The organism is Trichococcus collinsii (genome assembly GCF_900107505.1).
GTDB classification, from domain to species: Bacteria; Bacillota; Bacilli; order Lactobacillales; family Aerococcaceae; genus Trichococcus; species Trichococcus collinsii.
Genome location: NZ_FNQH01000001.1, coordinates 315,864 through 331,639 on the forward strand (window position 1 = coordinate 315,864; position 15,776 = coordinate 331,639).

The 15,776-nt window shown below is 45.3% G+C and carries 17 protein-coding genes; 12 read left to right on the plus strand and 5 right to left on the minus strand.

The window, feature by feature from the left end:
- Positions 1–55 precede the first annotated feature (55 nt).
- The gene (locus BLV66_RS01560) at positions 56–562 is read right to left on the minus strand and encodes a hypothetical protein (protein ID WP_086985235.1); all 507 of its coding nucleotides are present in this window, start codon (positions 560–562) and stop codon (positions 56–58) included.
- 13 nt (positions 563–575) lie between these two features.
- A complete protein-coding gene (locus BLV66_RS01565) occupies positions 576–950 on the minus strand; it encodes a DUF6115 domain-containing protein (protein ID WP_143033075.1) in 375 nt (124 codons plus the stop codon).
- Between the two features lie 212 nt (positions 951–1,162).
- Between BLV66_RS01565 and rpmG the strand changes: the two genes are divergently transcribed.
- The 6 genes from rpmG to BLV66_RS01595 all read left to right on the plus strand — a co-directional run bounded on the left by rpmG (position 1,163) and on the right by BLV66_RS01595 (position 5,320).
- Positions 1,163–1,312: a 50S ribosomal protein L33 gene (rpmG, locus tag BLV66_RS01570; protein ID WP_068560829.1), complete on the plus strand. Its 150-nt coding sequence runs from the start codon at positions 1,163–1,165 to the stop codon at positions 1,310–1,312.
- Positions 1,313–1,421: 109 nt separating this feature from the next.
- Positions 1,422–1,967 (plus strand): 5-formyltetrahydrofolate cyclo-ligase, encoded by a 546-nt coding sequence (locus tag BLV66_RS01575; protein WP_086985232.1) that lies wholly within the window; start codon positions 1,422–1,424, stop codon positions 1,965–1,967.
- Positions 1,968–2,004: 37 nt separating this feature from the next.
- Positions 2,005–2,703: a rhomboid family intramembrane serine protease gene (locus tag BLV66_RS01580; RefSeq protein WP_086985230.1), complete on the plus strand. Its 699-nt coding sequence runs from the start codon at positions 2,005–2,007 to the stop codon at positions 2,701–2,703.
- 29 nt (positions 2,704–2,732) lie between these two features.
- On the plus strand, positions 2,733–3,701 hold the full coding sequence (locus BLV66_RS01585; RefSeq protein WP_086985228.1) for an ROK family glucokinase: 969 nt from the start codon (positions 2,733–2,735) through the stop codon (positions 3,699–3,701).
- 49 nt (positions 3,702–3,750) lie between these two features.
- Positions 3,751–4,836, plus strand: coding sequence for a YqgU-like beta propeller domain-containing protein (locus BLV66_RS01590; protein ID WP_086985226.1), 1,086 nt, complete (start codon positions 3,751–3,753; stop codon positions 4,834–4,836).
- A gap of 49 nt (positions 4,837–4,885) precedes the next feature.
- Positions 4,886–5,320 (plus strand): rhodanese-like domain-containing protein, encoded by a 435-nt coding sequence (locus tag BLV66_RS01595; RefSeq protein ID WP_086985224.1) that lies wholly within the window; start codon positions 4,886–4,888, stop codon positions 5,318–5,320.
- A 479-nt stretch (positions 5,321–5,799) separates the two neighbouring features.
- On the opposite strand, the gene BLV66_RS01600 is transcribed toward BLV66_RS01595, so the two are convergent.
- Positions 5,800–5,931 (minus strand): DUF4044 domain-containing protein, encoded by a 132-nt coding sequence (locus BLV66_RS01600; RefSeq protein WP_245826647.1) that lies wholly within the window; start codon positions 5,929–5,931, stop codon positions 5,800–5,802.
- 187 nt (positions 5,932–6,118) lie between these two features.
- Here BLV66_RS01600 and gnd point away from each other — a divergent pair, with 187 nt between their 5' ends.
- The 3 genes from gnd (at position 6,119) to BLV66_RS01615 (ending at position 9,933) form a co-directional block, all read left to right on the plus strand.
- A complete protein-coding gene (gene gnd / locus BLV66_RS01605; RefSeq protein ID WP_086985220.1) occupies positions 6,119–7,555 on the plus strand; it encodes an NADP-dependent phosphogluconate dehydrogenase in 1,437 nt (478 codons plus the stop codon).
- Positions 7,556–7,727: 172 nt separating this feature from the next.
- Entirely contained in the window at positions 7,728–8,429 is a 702-nt protein-coding gene (locus BLV66_RS01610; protein ID WP_068560548.1) for a response regulator transcription factor, read from the plus strand.
- Between the two features lie 22 nt (positions 8,430–8,451).
- Complete coding sequence (locus BLV66_RS01615; RefSeq protein WP_176974089.1) at positions 8,452–9,933, plus strand: HAMP domain-containing sensor histidine kinase; 1,482 nt, start codon at positions 8,452–8,454, stop codon at positions 9,931–9,933.
- Between the two features lie 102 nt (positions 9,934–10,035).
- Here BLV66_RS01615 and yidC read toward each other — a convergent pair whose 3' ends face one another.
- Both yidC and BLV66_RS01625 read right to left on the minus strand, forming a co-directional pair.
- A complete protein-coding gene (gene yidC / locus BLV66_RS01620) occupies positions 10,036–10,971 on the minus strand; it encodes a membrane protein insertase YidC (protein WP_245826646.1) in 936 nt (311 codons plus the stop codon).
- A gap of 59 nt (positions 10,972–11,030) precedes the next feature.
- Positions 11,031–11,306, minus strand: a complete 276-nt coding sequence (locus tag BLV66_RS01625) for an acylphosphatase (RefSeq protein ID WP_086985214.1) — start codon at positions 11,304–11,306, stop codon at positions 11,031–11,033.
- 149 nt (positions 11,307–11,455) lie between these two features.
- Between BLV66_RS01625 and BLV66_RS01630 the strand changes: the two genes are divergently transcribed.
- The 3 genes from BLV66_RS01630 to BLV66_RS01640 all read left to right on the plus strand — a co-directional run bounded on the left by BLV66_RS01630 (position 11,456) and on the right by BLV66_RS01640 (position 15,658).
- Positions 11,456–11,752 (plus strand): DUF1033 family protein, encoded by a 297-nt coding sequence (locus tag BLV66_RS01630; protein ID WP_086985211.1) that lies wholly within the window; start codon positions 11,456–11,458, stop codon positions 11,750–11,752.
- Positions 11,753–11,962: 210 nt separating this feature from the next.
- Positions 11,963–14,413 (plus strand): DNA translocase FtsK, encoded by a 2,451-nt coding sequence (locus BLV66_RS01635; protein ID WP_086985210.1) that lies wholly within the window; start codon positions 11,963–11,965, stop codon positions 14,411–14,413.
- 156 nt (positions 14,414–14,569) lie between these two features.
- Positions 14,570–15,658 carry a BMP family lipoprotein gene (locus tag BLV66_RS01640; RefSeq protein ID WP_086985986.1) on the plus strand — a complete coding sequence of 363 codons (1,089 nt, stop codon included), beginning with the start codon at positions 14,570–14,572 and terminating at the stop codon, positions 15,656–15,658.
- Positions 15,659–15,776: the final 118 nt, after the last annotated feature.

Sequence of the window (15,776 nt, forward strand, 5' to 3'; positions counted from 1 at the left end):
GAACAAGGATGTTAACATCCTTGTTCCGGCACCTTCTGTTTTCGTGGGCGGGCTATTATTCCAATGTGATCATATCGGCGATGACTTCATAGCCCATGTCCTGGGACAGTTGATACTCCCCAATATTGATTTTCATAACGAGATTACGGTCATTTAGGTACTGTTCAAAGACAGCGCGATCCGTGATGAGTCCCGCACTGACCAAATTGTCGATGACGACGGAAGTCGGTTGTCCGGAAGTGATGACAAACGTGACTAGCGTGTTCGCGGCAGGTGCAGCTGAACTTTCAGCAACACTCGCTGCTTCAGTCGGAGCACTGGATGCCACTGCAGCTTCCTCGGCAGGAGCGCTGCTTATGGCAGCCTCATTAAGTTGCTTCTGCACATCTAATTCTGCCAAAGTACTTTCATATTTCTCTTGATAATCCGTTGAATCGGCATTTGCTTCTCCGTTGAAGGTGCTGCCAGGGAGTGCTTCCGGATAGAAAAGCTGGAAGCCGGCCAACAGTACGGCAGATAACAAAAAACCGATGGATATAAAACGAAGCTTTTGTTTGTTCACTTTATTTTCTCCTCTATACGATTGATTGCTCTATGTAATTATCGACAACAAGTTGCACGGTGGTGATAGGGACGGACAGTTGCTCGGCAATCTCATCAAACGTTCTTCCGCTCGTATACAAAGTGATGATGTGTTGCTTAGTCAGGTTGTGTACTTTTTTGATGGTCTGCGAATCTTCGGAAACGGGTACTTCTTTTCCCAATTCCTCTTCAATAGCGATGAGTCGTTGCTTCAATTCATGGATTTCCTCCGTTAATTGTAATGTGTATTCACTCATCTCATCAGCAAATTTGCGATCATTATCTTTTACGAAAAATGATGCAAACAGTAATATGATTGCAATTGTCAGTAAGACAATCACGATGGTCCATTGTTCCATCTTTGTCACCTCAATTCTTCTTTTTGACGCCTGATAACATTCTAATGAAATTCGGGTGTTTCTGCAACCTTATCTGGGATTTTATTAGCTTAAAACTCAAAAAAAGTGGACTTATACAGAACTTGTTCAAAAAATAGTGGCATAATTTTTCTATAAGTGATACAATGAGAAACGCAGAAGATGATTCGATCTTCAATTTTTTTATGTTTGGAGGGAAGAATATGCGGTTAAATATTACATTGGAATGTACGGAGTGTAAAGAACGTAATTACTTATCAAAGAAAAACAAACGTAACAACCCGGACCGTCTTGAAGTGAAAAAATATTGTCCACGTGAAAGACGCGTGACTTTGCATCGTGAAACAAAATAATTAAAACGACAACAGGATATCCTGTTGTTTTTTTATTTTATCCGGAAAGGTGTTTTATAGTATGTAAATGGCGTGGGACAGACGACAGAGCGCTTAAGGAGGATTTACGATGAAAGAACAAATAAGAAAAGAGATGCTGGGGAAATTGAGAAGTTTGCCGTCCCAAGAACGCATCCGGATGGAGCGAGAGCTGACGACCGCAGTCTGCAGCAGCGACGAGTGGCGTGCTTCAAAGACGATTGGAGTCACCTGGTCGAATTTTCCGGAAATCGATACGCATAAAATCATCCAAAAAGGGCTTGAAGAAGGCAAGCGGATGGTCATTCCCTATTCCGGCAAGAACCGCGTGATGACTTTTCATGAATACTTGCCGGATACAGCGATGTCGAAGAGCAAGTTCGGTATCATGGAACCTGTCGATAAGAGCAACACGGTTCCACCTGAAGCAATCGATCTGCTGCTTGTTCCTGGATTGGCGTTCTCTGAAACGGGTTACCGCGTCGGGTTCGGCGGCGGCTACTATGATCGCTATCTGGCTGCATACAAAGGGCACACCTTGTCGATGCTGTTCCCGTTCCAATTGTTCAAGGATCCGCATTGGGAAATCGAAGCATTTGATGTGCCAGTCCAAAAGTTGTTGACAACAGCATTCTAGTATAAAATAGGATAATAATGGAAGGGAGCGTGTCACGATGCGGGCATATAATACCAAAAGATCCTATTTACCGGATCAATTCTCTGTAACACACTTGTTCTTGGCCATTCAGATCGTCATTTTCCTTCTGATGACCCTGAACGGGGGAAGCACTAATGTACTGACGCTTATCCTGTTCGGCGCCAAATTCAACCCAGCTATCGCGCAAGGGGAATGGTGGCGTTTGATTGCGCCTATGTTCATCCATATAGGCTTCACGCACATTCTGGTGAACAGCATCACCCTGTATTATTTGGGCACGCAGATGGAAAGTCTCTATGGTTCTTTACGTTTTGCGCTGATCTATCTCCTGAGCGGCTTGATGGGGAATCTTATGAGTTTCGCCTTCAATGATTCAATTTCCGCTGGTGCAAGTACCTCGCTTTTCGGGTTGTTTGCAGCTGCTATCGTTCTGGGCCGTCAGTTTCCGCACAACTCTGGGATCCAGCTTATGGCTCGGAACTTTACGATGCTGATTTTCCTTAATTTCTTCTTCGGTTTTTTTTCCTCGGCAGTCGATAATTTTGGGCATCTTGGTGGGGCAATTGGCGGGGCGCTTTCGGCCGTGTTCATCGCGATGCCGCGCACTGTCAAAAGCCAAAATGGACTGAGGCTTCTTTTTCTAGTCATTTATTTTGTGAGCGCTATATTCTTTGCTTATTCGGGTTTAATGCGGACCGGTTTTGCGTTATACTAGATACAAATTGAACAATTGGAGGAAATGACGTGTATAAAAAATTTATTGGTATTGATTTAGGCGGCACTTCAGTGAAATTGGCTATCTTAACAGCAGAGGGGGATATCCAGCAAAAATGGAGCATCCCCACGAACATAAATGATGAGGGGACGCACATCGTACCTGATATCATAGCTTCGATCAAACACCATCTGGATCTCTACCAACTTACTGCTGAGGACTTTCAGGCCATCGGCATGGGATCGCCGGGAGCAGTGGACCGTGAAGTGGGTACGGTTGAGGGAGCCTTTAACTTGAACTGGAAAACACCTCAGCCTGTGCGTGAAGCGATTGTGCGGGAAATAGGCATCCCTATTTTTATAGACAATGATGCAAACGTTGCCGCGCTTGGGGAAAAATGGCGAGGCGCCGGTGCGGATGATCGCGACGTCGTATTTGTGACACTTGGCACAGGTGTCGGTGGGGGAATCATAGCGGAAGGCAATCTAATCCATGGGACTGCAGGTTCCGGCGGCGAAATCGGCCACATGACTGTAGAACCAGGCGGATTTGACTGTACGTGCGGTAAGAAAGGCTGTTTGGAGACTGTCGCCAGCGCAACCGGCGTCGTCAAATTGGCCCGCAAACATGCGGAAGAGTATGCCGGCAACTCGCAGCTCAAATTCATCATCGATGATGGCCAGGAAATCACTTCAAAAATGATTTTTGATTTGGCGAAAGAAGGAGACGAGTTGGCGGTCCTAGTAGTCGATCGCGCTGCCTATTATCTTGGTTTGGCTTGCAGCCATATCGGCAATCTTTTGAATCCCGCTTACATCGTCATCGGGGGCGGTGTATCCGCAGCTGGGGAATACCTTTTGGAGCAAGTGAGAACTTATTTTGCTGAATTCTCATTTCCGAACGTCAAGAAGACTACGCATATCAAATTAGCCGCACTTGGAAATGATGCCGGGATAGTTGGAGCAGCTTATCTTGCGCTGACGGAGATCAGCAAATAGAGGCCTGAACATTTTCTGGAAAAGAAAATGCGGGAGGATGGAGGATGGCATGGGGAAAAAAGGACTAGCATGGTTCATTCTCACACTCTCAAGTGTTGTTATTCTGGCGGCCTGTACACAGCGTTTGACGTATCCCAACCAGCCTGGCGCAAGTGAGCCGAGCCTTTCTTCCGGCAGCGACTTCCCATCTATTTCCAAGGAGGAATTCCTTTATACGGTGGGCTGGCTTGACGACAAGACTATTCTTGTCGCGCTGGAATCAAATGGAGAGTATGGTTTGTACAGCCATGACCTGCTCACGGGGGAAGAACAGCTGATCCGGGCTTTTTCAGATCGGCTTGTTTTTGCTGCGCTTTCCGCAGACGGTAGGCGGATTCTGGTGCAAATCGCAACCCAACAAGGAAATAACGTCATGATGATCGACAAGTCAGGAAGATCACTAGCTGATTTTCATTTTTCGGAAGGGATTTTGACGAGCGTTTCCTGGAATCCGACAAACGAAGGGGAGCTGTTCCTTTCCGTCCAAAAAACTGTGGATAGGCCTGTCAATTACCTTTGGAATTTGGCTAATGAAGAATGGAAAGAGGTCCCGGATACAGAGGATATGCCGGTGTGGTATTCAGAAAATATGTATCTCCACATGAAAAGCGTGGCGGATGGCGCATCAGCATTGGTATTGAGTGATATCCGGCTTCCAGGCAAAGATACGGTCATTGATCGGGAAATACTCGCATACGGACTCGAAGGAGAATCCGTATGGGTAGTGACTCCTTCAGATTTCAATGAGGCGGAGCTGTTTGGCATTTCCTACTATCCGCTTTTGATTACCCAAGGCTATGTTACCCTGCCGCGCATCACCGATGGAAACGGACTTGTTATCCCAGAATTTACAAAAGGGATTGCCTCGGATGAAACGTTTGCTGTCATCCCAAAAGATGAGCCAGGGAGCGTTGATGGCATCATCTTCGAACTCGCAAAGATCGACTTTTCCGCAAACACTACAGAGGCGCTGACTGAAGTCGAGCGAATGGCTCCGGTTTCGGCATCGCCAGAATCGACCTATGTGCTTTACGGAAGGCGTTACGAGTACCTGTACGATGTGGAGCGCAATCATTGGATACAATTAGCGGAATAGAAAAAAAGCCGCTAAAACTGTAGCAATGTGCCTTCTACAAGTGTAAAATATGAGAGCAAGAGTATGGAAAGGATGGATTTATTTGAATTTAACAGGAATTGATATTTTTAATATCGCATTATGGATATTCATCATCGGATATGCCATCTATCAAGCTTATTTTTATTTTCAAAGAAAGAATGCAGCGACAACGCTGACTGCAGAGGAATTCAGAAAAGACCTGCGTAAGGCGCAATTGATCGATGTCCGCGAAAAAACCGAGTTCGACGCAGGTCACATATTGGGAGCGAGAAATATCGCTTACTCTGCTTTCAAACAACGTTACCAAGAAATCCGCAAAGATCAACCGATTTATCTCTACGATCAAAATTCTATGTTGAGTGGACGCTGCGCAGCAATTTTGAAGAAAAATGGCTACAAAAACATTTTCATCCTGAAGGGCGGCTATGCCGGCTGGGACGGTAAAGTCAAAAAAGGCATCTGAGTCATCCAAAAAGGTTCCCGGAATCAGCTAGTGGATTCCGGGAACCTTTTTGATATTAAAGTAAATTTTGATTTTTTTTAATCTGAAAGCGCATCACTGTAGGTGCTTCACAGGTTTGTAAAATACTGCATGTATCCAAAATGATGTCCAGCTCCACGGGTAAGCCCTTCGGAAAGGATAAAGGAATCCCTTGTCTCTACGAGCCAAGGATACCGTTCGACAAGGCAATAGTTCTTGTCACGTTGATTCCTTTGTTTCGGAAGTCTCTCAGCCTATTGCGCTCTACGATGCTCAGTTGCATGGCACGATTTATTAAATTGTCATGACTCTTGCGATTTCAATCGCTTGATCCTGTCATCAGGCCATCCAAATGATTGCGCAGTAAGGCCCTCTGATGTCGCACTGTGACATCAGAGGGCCTTGCCGATTAGGTCACGGTGTTTCCTCACTCAGGGCTGAACGAACCCGTTCCGCTTTTCTTACATATTTATGAACAAAGAGTACAAGACAGAAATGATCGACCCGCCGACCATGGCCAAAAGCATGATCCAAATGATGAATTTGCTGAATTTATTGATTTTTGAAGAGGTAGTACCAGTTTTCTTAGTCAATATTATTCCCACCTTTTGTAATTTACATGGCATAGTTTACAACAATAACATCTAAAAGTAAACGTTGGGGAACTAGGTAAAAGAAAAGAAAGCCATTATTTTCAATTGTTTGCTTTCCATTTAGGCGAATTTTTGTTAGGATTAAGATTATAGAATGATGTGTTTATCATGAAGGGAGAATTTATTTATGTCAAAACAGCAAATTGGCGTCGTCGGGATGGCCGTAATGGGCAAAAATCTAGCATTGAACATTGAAAGCAGAGGTTATTCCGTATCAGTATTCAACCGCTCCGGTTCAAAGACTGAGCAAGTGGTTGCGGAAAATCCAGATAAAAAACTGGTTCCTACTTATACAATCGAAGAATTTGTTGATTCTTTGGAGAAGCCAAGAAAAATCATGATGATGGTAAAAGCTGGGGAAGCAACCGACAAAACGATCCAATCGTTGCTGCCTCATTTGGATAAAGGTGATATCCTGATCGACGGAGGAAATACTTTCTACAAAGATACGATCCGCCGCAGCAAAGAATTGGAAAACTCAGGCATCAATTTCATCGGAACAGGTGTTTCCGGTGGTGAAGAAGGCGCATTGAAAGGCCCATCAATCATGCCGGGCGGACAACGCGACGCATACGATCTGGTTGCACCGATTTTGGAACAGATTTCCGCTAAAGCTCCGGATGGCGAACCATGTGTGGCTTACATCGGCAAAGGTGGCGCCGGACATTTCGTCAAGATGGTCCACAACGGAATCGAGTACGGGGATATGCAACTGATCGCAGAAGCCTATGACATCATGTACAAATACCTTGGCATGTCAGTGGAAGAGATTGCTGCAGTCTTCATCGAATGGAACAAAGGCGAGTTGGACAGCTTCCTGATCGACATTACTGCTGACATCTTGACTAAATACGATCCTGAAACAGGGAAACCAATGGTCGAAATCATATTGGACCGCGCCGGCAATAAAGGCACGGGTAAATGGACTTCTCAAAGTGCGTTGGACTTGGGTGTTCCGTTGCCGTTGATTACCGAATCCGTTTTTGCCCGTTACATTTCCGCTTTGAAGACAGAACGTGTCGCTGCCAGCGAAATTCTGACTGCCCCCCCTGTTACAGCTAAAGAAGGTCTTGATAAAGCAGCATTTGTGGAGAGCATCCGCAAGGCACTGTACTTCAGCAAGATCATGAGCTACGCGCAAGGGTTCGCTCAAATGCGTGTTGCCAGCGAAGAAAATGATTGGGATCTGAATTATGGCGAAATCGCTAAAATTTGGCGTGCAGGCTGTATCATCCGTGCGCAATTCCTGCAAAACATCACCGATGCTTACGGGAAGAATCCTGAATTGCAGAACTTATTGTTGGATGACTACTTCGTGGAAATCACGAAACAATACCAGGGAGCTGTACGTGAAGTGGTTGCTACGGCTGTGGTTGCAGGCGTTCCTGTACCGACATTCTCATCTGCAGTAGCATATTTCGATTCTTACCGTTCTGCGGTATTGCCTGCAAACATCATCCAAGCGCAACGCGATTACTTTGGAGCGCATACTTATGAACGCACAGACAAAGCTGGTTCTTATCATTTCGAGTGGGATAAAGAAGTGGAAGTTCCACAAGACTAAAGCGATATAGCGCCATTCTGGCCTACATTTATGTCATCCGAAGCCGTGCTTCGGATGACATTTTACTATCAGGATCATTTAATTAAGACTAATTCCCGACAGTATGTTAAAATAAAATGAAATTGTAATGGCATGTTGTTATTATTCAAATGAGATATTAGGGGAGAATTCTATGGAAAATAGAGACAAACAAAGAATATTGATTATCGAAGATGAAAAAAATTTGGCGCGTTTCATCGAGCTTGAGTTAAAACACGAAGGCTACGAAACGGAAATTTGCTACAACGGCAGAGCCGGCCTTGAAGCTGCCATGAACCAGGACTGGGATGTCATCCTTTTGGATCTGATGCTTCCTGAATTGAACGGCATCGAAGTTTGCCGTCGCTTGCGTCCAGTCAAAGATACGCCGATCATCATCATGACCGCCCGCGATTCCGTCATCGATCGTGTATCCGGTTTGGACCACGGAGCCGATGATTATATCGTGAAACCATTTGCTATCGAAGAACTCTTGGCAAGGGTACGTGCTTTGCTGCGCCGCATCGACATCGAAGAAGAGCAACGCAAGGTGAAGCAGACGACCGTGACATATCGTGATTTGACGATTGAAAAGGAAAACCGTGTCGTTCGCCGTGGCGACGAGCACATCGAATTGACCAAACGCGAATACGAATTATTGTTGATCCTGATGGAAAATATCAACGTTGTCCTATCAAGGGATGTATTGCTGAATAAAGTGTGGGGATACAAGACAGAAGTGGAAACAAACGTAGTAGATGTATATATCCGATATCTGCGTAATAAAATCGATGTAGCCGGCCAAGAAAGTTATATCCAAACGGTTCGTGGCACCGGATACGTTATGCGCTCATAATACTATGCGCAGAATCAATTATATGCCAACCAAAAAAAGAGGAAATCCCAAGTCCATTCGGTGGAAATGGGGTTTTCTTTTAAGTATAGCGTTCTTCCTACTGTACTTTCTTTCCGCTTTGCTGATGCTGAATGTCTATAAAAGCTATCATTACAACGAACAAAAAGATAGCGCTGAGAAGCTGTTGACTTCAGTCCAAACTGCGTTGTCTGAAATCGATACGAAGCTGTCCGTCAATAGCGTCGAAAGCATGTTCGAGAAAATTTCTGTTTCCACTGTGACGAAGGGACTCCAGTCTGTGGGGAACTACCCGTTTTTGGAGGATCTCAAGGACAGAGGGGCGAACATACGCGTATTCGATACAGATGGACAGTTGCTCTATGAGACGCAGAAGAGCTATACGACATTCATAAAAAATCCCGATACGTATTTGCGCGAGACAAAACTGAACGATCTTGAGGCGTTTGTCGGCGGCAGTCCAATCCTCAGCGAAGAAGGCTCCTTCCTGTTGGGGTATGTCCAGATCGTTTTCCGATTGAATGATTATCATAAAATCGTCTCACAGATGACGCGGTATTTCTGGTTGGTCACGGCAATCGTGCTCGTTTTGTCGGCGGCTGCCGGTTACGGCATCGCCATTTACTTCTTCAAGCCCATCAAACAGATGGTTGACACGATGGATGCGATAGAAGAGGATACGTTGTCGGAAACCCGGATCAAAATATCGAAAAGCAAGGACGAATTTACAGATCTTTCAGTCCATATCAACGGCCTTCTGGATAAAATGGCGCTGTATGTCACCCAACAAAAGCAGTTTGTGGAAGATGTCTCGCATGAACTTCGTACGCCGACAGCCATTGTTGAGGGACATCTGAAATTGCTGAACCGTTGGGGCAAGGAAGATCCACAAATACTGGATGAATCGCTTGCCGCATCCTTGACCGAAATCCAGAGAATGAAGACTTTGGTTCAGGAGATGCTGGATCTTTCCCGTGCGGAACAAGTCGAAATTCATTATAAAAATGAAGTGACACCGATCCGTAATGTCGTTCTGCATACGTTCCATAATTTTAAGATGCTCTATCCGGATTTCGTGTTCAATCTTGATGATGATCTGAATCGCGAAATCTATGTGAACATCTATCGCAATCATTTTGAGCAAATATTGGTGATATTGATGGACAATGCCGTTAAATATTCGACGGACCGGCATGAAATTCATCTTTCAATTTCCGAATCCATGTCCTATGTCCAGATTGCCATACAGGATTTTGGCGAGGGGATGTCCCAGGAAGATCAACAGAAGATTTTCTCGCGTTTTTACCGCGTCGATAAAGCCAGATCGCGAAATAAAGGCGGGAACGGCTTAGGTCTGTCGATCGCGAAAGAATTGTTGGAAGGCTACAAGGGTGACATAACCGTCGAAAGCGTATTGGGGCATGGATCTGTTTTCCGCATCCAGTTGCCGATACTGAAAAATTATACGCCTGATGAGGAATTATGAGTTCGCGACAGAGGAACGACCATTAGCAAAAAAAACGAGATACAAAAAAGCAGGAAGCGAACTCATACGTGAGCCGCTTCCTGCTTTTTTAGTTAGTTGAGATTAAAACTTTGATTGTTTGCCCGCGTTGCGGCCTTTTTTTCCATCCGTTGGTTGATTATTGTTGGACAAAGCTTTTACCGCTTGCGTAGGTGCTGAAGAGGAAGCCGGCTTAGCCATTTTCACGTTCTTCTTAACCGGACGATCCTTCATTTCTTCTTCAACTTGCTTCTGGATTTTAGGTTTGATCATGTGATTTTGAAGGGCGGTCTGGGCTGCGGCGAAAATACCGCCGGCCAGCCAATAAAGGGCCAACCCTGCTGGTGAAGACCAAGAGAACATGAGAATCATGATTGGGTTCATCAACATCATCGATTTCATCTGTGATTTGGTTTCCTGAGGCATGCCGATTGTGGAAACGTAGCCTTGGATTACATAAGCCACGCCCGCCAGGATTGCCAACAACGGACTGCTGACACCAAGGTTGATGCCAAGGAATGTGCTTGCAGAAATTTCCGGTGTCAGATTGACAGCTTGATACATTGCTGTAAAAATCGGCATCTGGATCAGAATCGGTAAGCAACCGACGCCACCTGTCATGCTGATGTTATTTTCTTTGTATAATGCCATCATTTCTTGCGAAACCGCCGCTTTTTCTTCAGGCGACTGTGCATTTTTTTGACGGAATTGGATATCTTCCAATTCTGGTTTGATATACTTCATTTTTTCTTGCTGTACCATCGTTTTTTTGATTTGGCTAAAGTTCAAGGGCATGATGGCCAAACGTACAATGATTGTGATGGCGATGATGGCCAGTCCATAATTACCGTTAAGCATTTCCGCTAGCATAACGATCAAATTTCCTGTAGGTACCACCAAATAATCATATATGAAGCCGGTTGGGTTTTTATTCTCATCATATTGCATGCAGCCTGTCAGAACCACTAACAAGGACATCATTTCCGCGGAAAGCAATAACTTCTTTTTAAGTTTCATCATTCACGTTCCTTTACAATTTTTCGATAACATTACCACTATACATGAAGGGGAAAATATATTCAATTGGTTACGCGAAAACTTATATAATTCTCAATGTTGGCGTCTTCATGGATGGCAAAGGCTTCGACTTTTCCACTTGGCGAGGGACTGCGCTTTACCGCTGCGATGAAGGCGTCTATTTTATCGGTCGGTCCGACGGCTTCGATATAGACACTCCCGTCATCCTCGTTCCTGACGATGCCAGCAATGCCGATTTGGTCAGCCACCATTTTTGTCATATAACGGAACCCGACGCCTTGGACCCGGCCACTTACGGTCATCTTGATTTTCTTCATTCAGATTACCTCCAAATTCTAGAATGAGCTGGCGCTGCAGCTTATTATTCTAGTTTACAGCCTTCCTCAAGAAGTTTCAATCCCGATACGTTGGGCGGGAATAATTTTCCGGGCTATGCTATACTTTTTACAATGAAGAAGGTGATAGTATGTACCAGGTAATACGAACAGAGGGAGAATATGAACCTTGGTGGTTTTTTGAAGATTGGATGGATTTCATTGTGGAATCGACAGAATATGCCGATTTCCAGGATGCGGTCGCTGCCTATGAGCGGGCTGCGGAAAAACTATCAACCGTCTACCCATTCAAAAAAACAAAGGAAGACTACCTGACTGCCTACTGGTCAGCCGGAGAAATCCGTTTTTGTGAGAATTGCGATGACGATGTACAATTGTATCATGGACTGATGCTGCTGCAGGACAGGAAAAAACTTCATCGAGAATAACGGATCAAATTCCAAAAAGCTTCTGCTGCCTGTATTGACGGGAAACAGGAGCTTTTTGTCTGCGTGGGTTGATTAAAAAATAGCCTCGTAAAGGCTTCGTTTTGTAGTATAATGAACCGATACGGGTAATCAAACGAACAATCTATGGCCCGCTGTTTTATTTAGACAAACAGTGGTTTTGAGTAAAAGTTAAAAAAGGAGTTGGCATGTTTGGCGAAAAGAACGACGACAACAAGAAAGAAAAAGAAGGCGACCGGGCAGAAGATATCCTACGAGCTTATCGGCGTGCTATTTCTTTTCAGTTCAGCCTTAGGGATTGGGCAACTCGGGTTTGCCGGTATAGCGTTGGCGAATTTTTTCCGTTTTTTTGTCGGCGAAACCTACCCGGTCAGTCTGGCGCTGTTCGGTGCCTATGGTCTGTACCTGATTTTAAGAGGAAAAGAACCCAAAATAAGAAAGAACTGGCTAATTAGCGGCATCCTGCTTTATTCAGCAGCGCTGCTTTATCTCCATTCACAGGCCTTTGAAACAGTTGTAACGGAGGGTGCGTCGGTCGTATCCGTTACGCTTGCGCGTTTTTTGACCGATGTCAGGCGAGCGGATACGGCTTCAGAGATGGGCGGGGGCTTGATTGGAGCAGCCTTCTATACTGGAACCCATTTTTTGGTTTCGCAATGGGGCACTTACATCATCATCGGACTGCTTGTATTTTTTGGTGTGGCGGTCATCTTTGGCTTCACGACACATGATGTCATGGAAGTCGTGCGCAAAGTTGCTTTGGTCTTCGGGCACAACAGTAAACGGGCAGTGCTTTACACGAAAGATAAAGTGGCCAGCTCGATCATAGATTCGAAAACTGTGAAAAAACCGACCAGGTCAAACAGCGTTCCGATCGACAAGAAACCTTCACTAGTCGAAAAAGCCAAAAATCAGATCAAAAGCGAATCGGCAGCGAAAAAATTGATGAAGGAAGAAGCGGAAGCTTTGAAAGCATCAAAAAATGAAGTATTTGCCGAAAAAGAGCGCGAACCCGTTCAGCTGAAAATCGACAGCTTCCAGAAGCAACTTGAAAAAGCAGCCGAACACAAATATGCGGACAATGAGAAGAACGCGTCCGCCCAATCGGCCAGCCTTGAAAAAACAACGGCTGGAGGCAGCGAGGAAGACATCAGCGGCGAGCTGGAGTTCGAAATCACTGCGGAGCAGGAGAACAGGGATTACCATTTGCCGCCGGTCACTTTATTGAATGAAATCAAAGCGATCGATCAATCGAATGAATATGCGACAATCGAAAAAAATGTCAAGAAGCTGGAAGAGACGTTCGCGAGCTTCGGGGTGGAGGCCAAAGTCACGAAAGCCAACCTTGGACCAGCTGTGACAAAATATGAGATCCAACCGGCAGTCGGGGTGAAGGTCAGTAAAATTGTGAGCCTCAGTGATGATTTGGCGCTGGCTTTGGCGGCAAAGGATATCCGCATCGAAGCGCCGATACCCGGGAAATCCTTTATCGGCATAGAAGTACCGAACAGTGAAGTCAGTGTCGTATCCTTCCGAGATGTCATGGAAGGTCAAAAGCACACCGACAAGCTGTTGGAGGTGCCGTTAGGCCGAGACATCTCCGGCGTCGTGCAGAGCGCGAATCTGACGAAGATGCCCCACCTTCTGATTGCGGGTGCGACCGGAAGCGGGAAATCAGTCTGCATCAACGGCATCATCACGAGTATCTTGATGAAAGCCAAACCGAACGAAGTGAAAATGATGATGATCGATCCGAAAATGGTGGAATTAAACGTCTATAACGGGATTCCCCACTTGCTGACGCCGGTGGTCACGAATCCACGCAAAGCGGCGCAAGCGCTCCAAAAAGTCGTAACGGAAATGGAAAGAAGATACGAATTGTTTGCCGGTACCGGTATGCGTAACATCGACGGTTATAACAATCTGATTGTTGAATACAATCTGGAAAATGGAGAAAACAATCCTACGTTGCCTTACATAGTAGTCATCGTGGATGAGCTGGCAGATTTGATGATGGTGGCCAGCAATGAAGTGGAAGATGCAATCACCAGATTGGCGCAGATGGCACGTGCTGCGGGAATTCATATGATTTTGGCAACGCAACGGCCGAGTGTCGATGTCATCACTGGCATCATCAAAGCGAACGTCCCATCCCGGATTGCGTTTGCTGTATCCAGTTCGATCGATTCCAGAACGATAATCGATGGCTCCGGTGCAGAAAAGTTATTGGGCAGAGGGGATATGCTCTTCCGTCCGATGGGTGAAAATAAACCGATCCGTGTGCAAGGCGCGTTCATTTCCGACGAGGAAGTCGAGCACATTGTCACTTTCGTCAAAAATCAGCAAGAAGCGAACTATGTCGAGGAAATGATGCCGACCGAAAATGTGACTTCTGCAAGTGAGGAGCCGGAGGATGAGCTCTTCGGGGAAGCTGTAGAATTCATCAGATCGGATGAAACGGCAAGCATTTCTAAATTGCAGCGGAGATTCCGGATCGGCTATAACCGGGCCGCACGGCTGATAGACGAAATGGAGGCAAGAGGGATCGTCGGGCCGGCTGATGGCAGCAAGCCGAGAAAAGTGAACATTAGCGAAGGGGTATATGAAAATAATACGGATATCCCCTTTGATTCCGAGGTTTAACCCAGAGCATTCCGACAAATATATGGATATTAAATGAAAAAACGATTACAAAAAAATCAATATTATTTATTTTTTACGAAATACATGATATGATATTTTTTGTAAGAAGCTTGTACTTACAAGTTTAAAAAATTGAAGTTTATTGGAGGGGTCATGGTGAAGAAGCAAAAATATGTTAGTTTATTGGCATTAGGTTTAGGTGTCAGCACAATCCTGGCAGCTTGCGGTGGCAACGGCGACACGGCTGACAGCAGTGCAACAGGTTCCAGCACAGCGGAGGGAACGGAAGATAACTTCACTATCGCAATGGTTACCGACGTCGGCGGCGTGGATGACAAATCATTCAACCAAAGCGCGTGGGAAGGCCTTGTTGCATGGGGCGAAGAGAACGGCAAAGAAAAAGGGATCGATGGATTTGATTATATACAATCAAATGCCGATTCGGAATTTGTTACGAACTTGAACACTGCCGTAAACAGTAATTTTGATCTTGTATTTGGTATTGGCTATAAGTTGAAATCGGCGATGCAGGATGTGGCAACGCAGAACCCGGACACAATGTTTGCCATCATCGATGATGTCATTGAAGGCGAAAATACTGTATCTGTATCATTCAAAGACAATGAAGCTGCTTTCTTGGCAGGTGTCGCTGCTGCTAAAACAACCAAAACCAACCAACTAGGCTTCATCGGCGGACAAGAGAGCGTTGTAATCGATCGCTTTGAAGCTGGCTTCGTAGCTGGTGCCCAATCCGTAAATCCTGATATAGATGTAAAAGTTGAATATGTCGGCTCGTTTGGCGATGCTGCAGGTGGGAAATCTAAAGCTGCCGCAATGTATGCAAGCGGAATCGATGTCATTTATCAAGCTGCCGGAGATTCCGGAAATGGCGTATTCTCAGAAGCTAAGGATATCGTAAAAGCTGATCCTTCAAAAGAAATCTGGGTAATCGGTGTTGACCGTGACCAAACAGAAGAGGGTTTGTTGACTCTTGATGACGGCACTGAAAGAAACCTTACTTTGACTTCAACGTTGAAGGGTGTAGGGACTGCAGCTAAGGATATCGCTACATTAACGATGAACGGCGAATTCCCGGCAGGAGAAGTGTTGAATTTCGGGTTGGCTGAAGAAGGTGTTGACCTGACTGATGGCCAGTTGAGCGAAGAAACGTTGACTGCAGTCAACGATGCGAAAGCACAAATTTTGGAAGGAACGCTGGCCGTTCCGGAAGCTCCAGAAAACTAATCACTTTTTAAAATCTTTAAAGAAGCAACTTGATTCCGGTTTGGGATATTGAGTTGCTTCTCTTTTTTTTTTCGCGCATAGTCCCCCAATAATAAATCGTTCCGCACAAATAGAAGGA

Excerpts from the sequence above, each read along its gene's own strand:
- BLV66_RS01615 (WP_176974089.1), top strand. The coding sequence starts at position 8,452 with ATGCCAACCAAAAAAAGAGGAAATCCCAAGTCCATTCGGTGGAAATGG.
- BLV66_RS01590 (WP_086985226.1), top strand. The coding sequence starts at position 3,751 with ATGGGGAAAAAAGGACTAGCATGGTTCATTCTCACACTCTCAAGTGTT.
- rpmG (WP_068560829.1), top strand. The coding sequence starts at position 1,163 with ATGCGGTTAAATATTACATTGGAATGTACGGAGTGTAAAGAACGTAAT.
- BLV66_RS01595 (WP_086985224.1), top strand. The coding sequence starts at position 4,886 with ATGAGAGCAAGAGTATGGAAAGGATGGATTTATTTGAATTTAACAGGA.
- BLV66_RS01580 (WP_086985230.1), top strand. The coding sequence starts at position 2,005 with ATGCGGGCATATAATACCAAAAGATCCTATTTACCGGATCAATTCTCT.
- BLV66_RS01575 (WP_086985232.1), top strand. The coding sequence starts at position 1,422 with ATGAAAGAACAAATAAGAAAAGAGATGCTGGGGAAATTGAGAAGTTTG.
- BLV66_RS01625 (WP_086985214.1), bottom strand. The coding sequence starts at position 11,306 with ATGAAGAAAATCAAGATGACCGTAAGTGGCCGGGTCCAAGGCGTCGGG.
- gnd (WP_086985220.1), top strand. The coding sequence starts at position 6,119 with ATGTCAAAACAGCAAATTGGCGTCGTCGGGATGGCCGTAATGGGCAAA.
- yidC (WP_245826646.1), bottom strand. The coding sequence starts at position 10,971 with ATGATGAAACTTAAAAAGAAGTTATTGCTTTCCGCGGAAATGATGTCC.
- BLV66_RS01610 (WP_068560548.1), top strand. The coding sequence starts at position 7,728 with ATGGAAAATAGAGACAAACAAAGAATATTGATTATCGAAGATGAAAAA.
- BLV66_RS01630 (WP_086985211.1), top strand. The coding sequence starts at position 11,456 with ATGTACCAGGTAATACGAACAGAGGGAGAATATGAACCTTGGTGGTTT.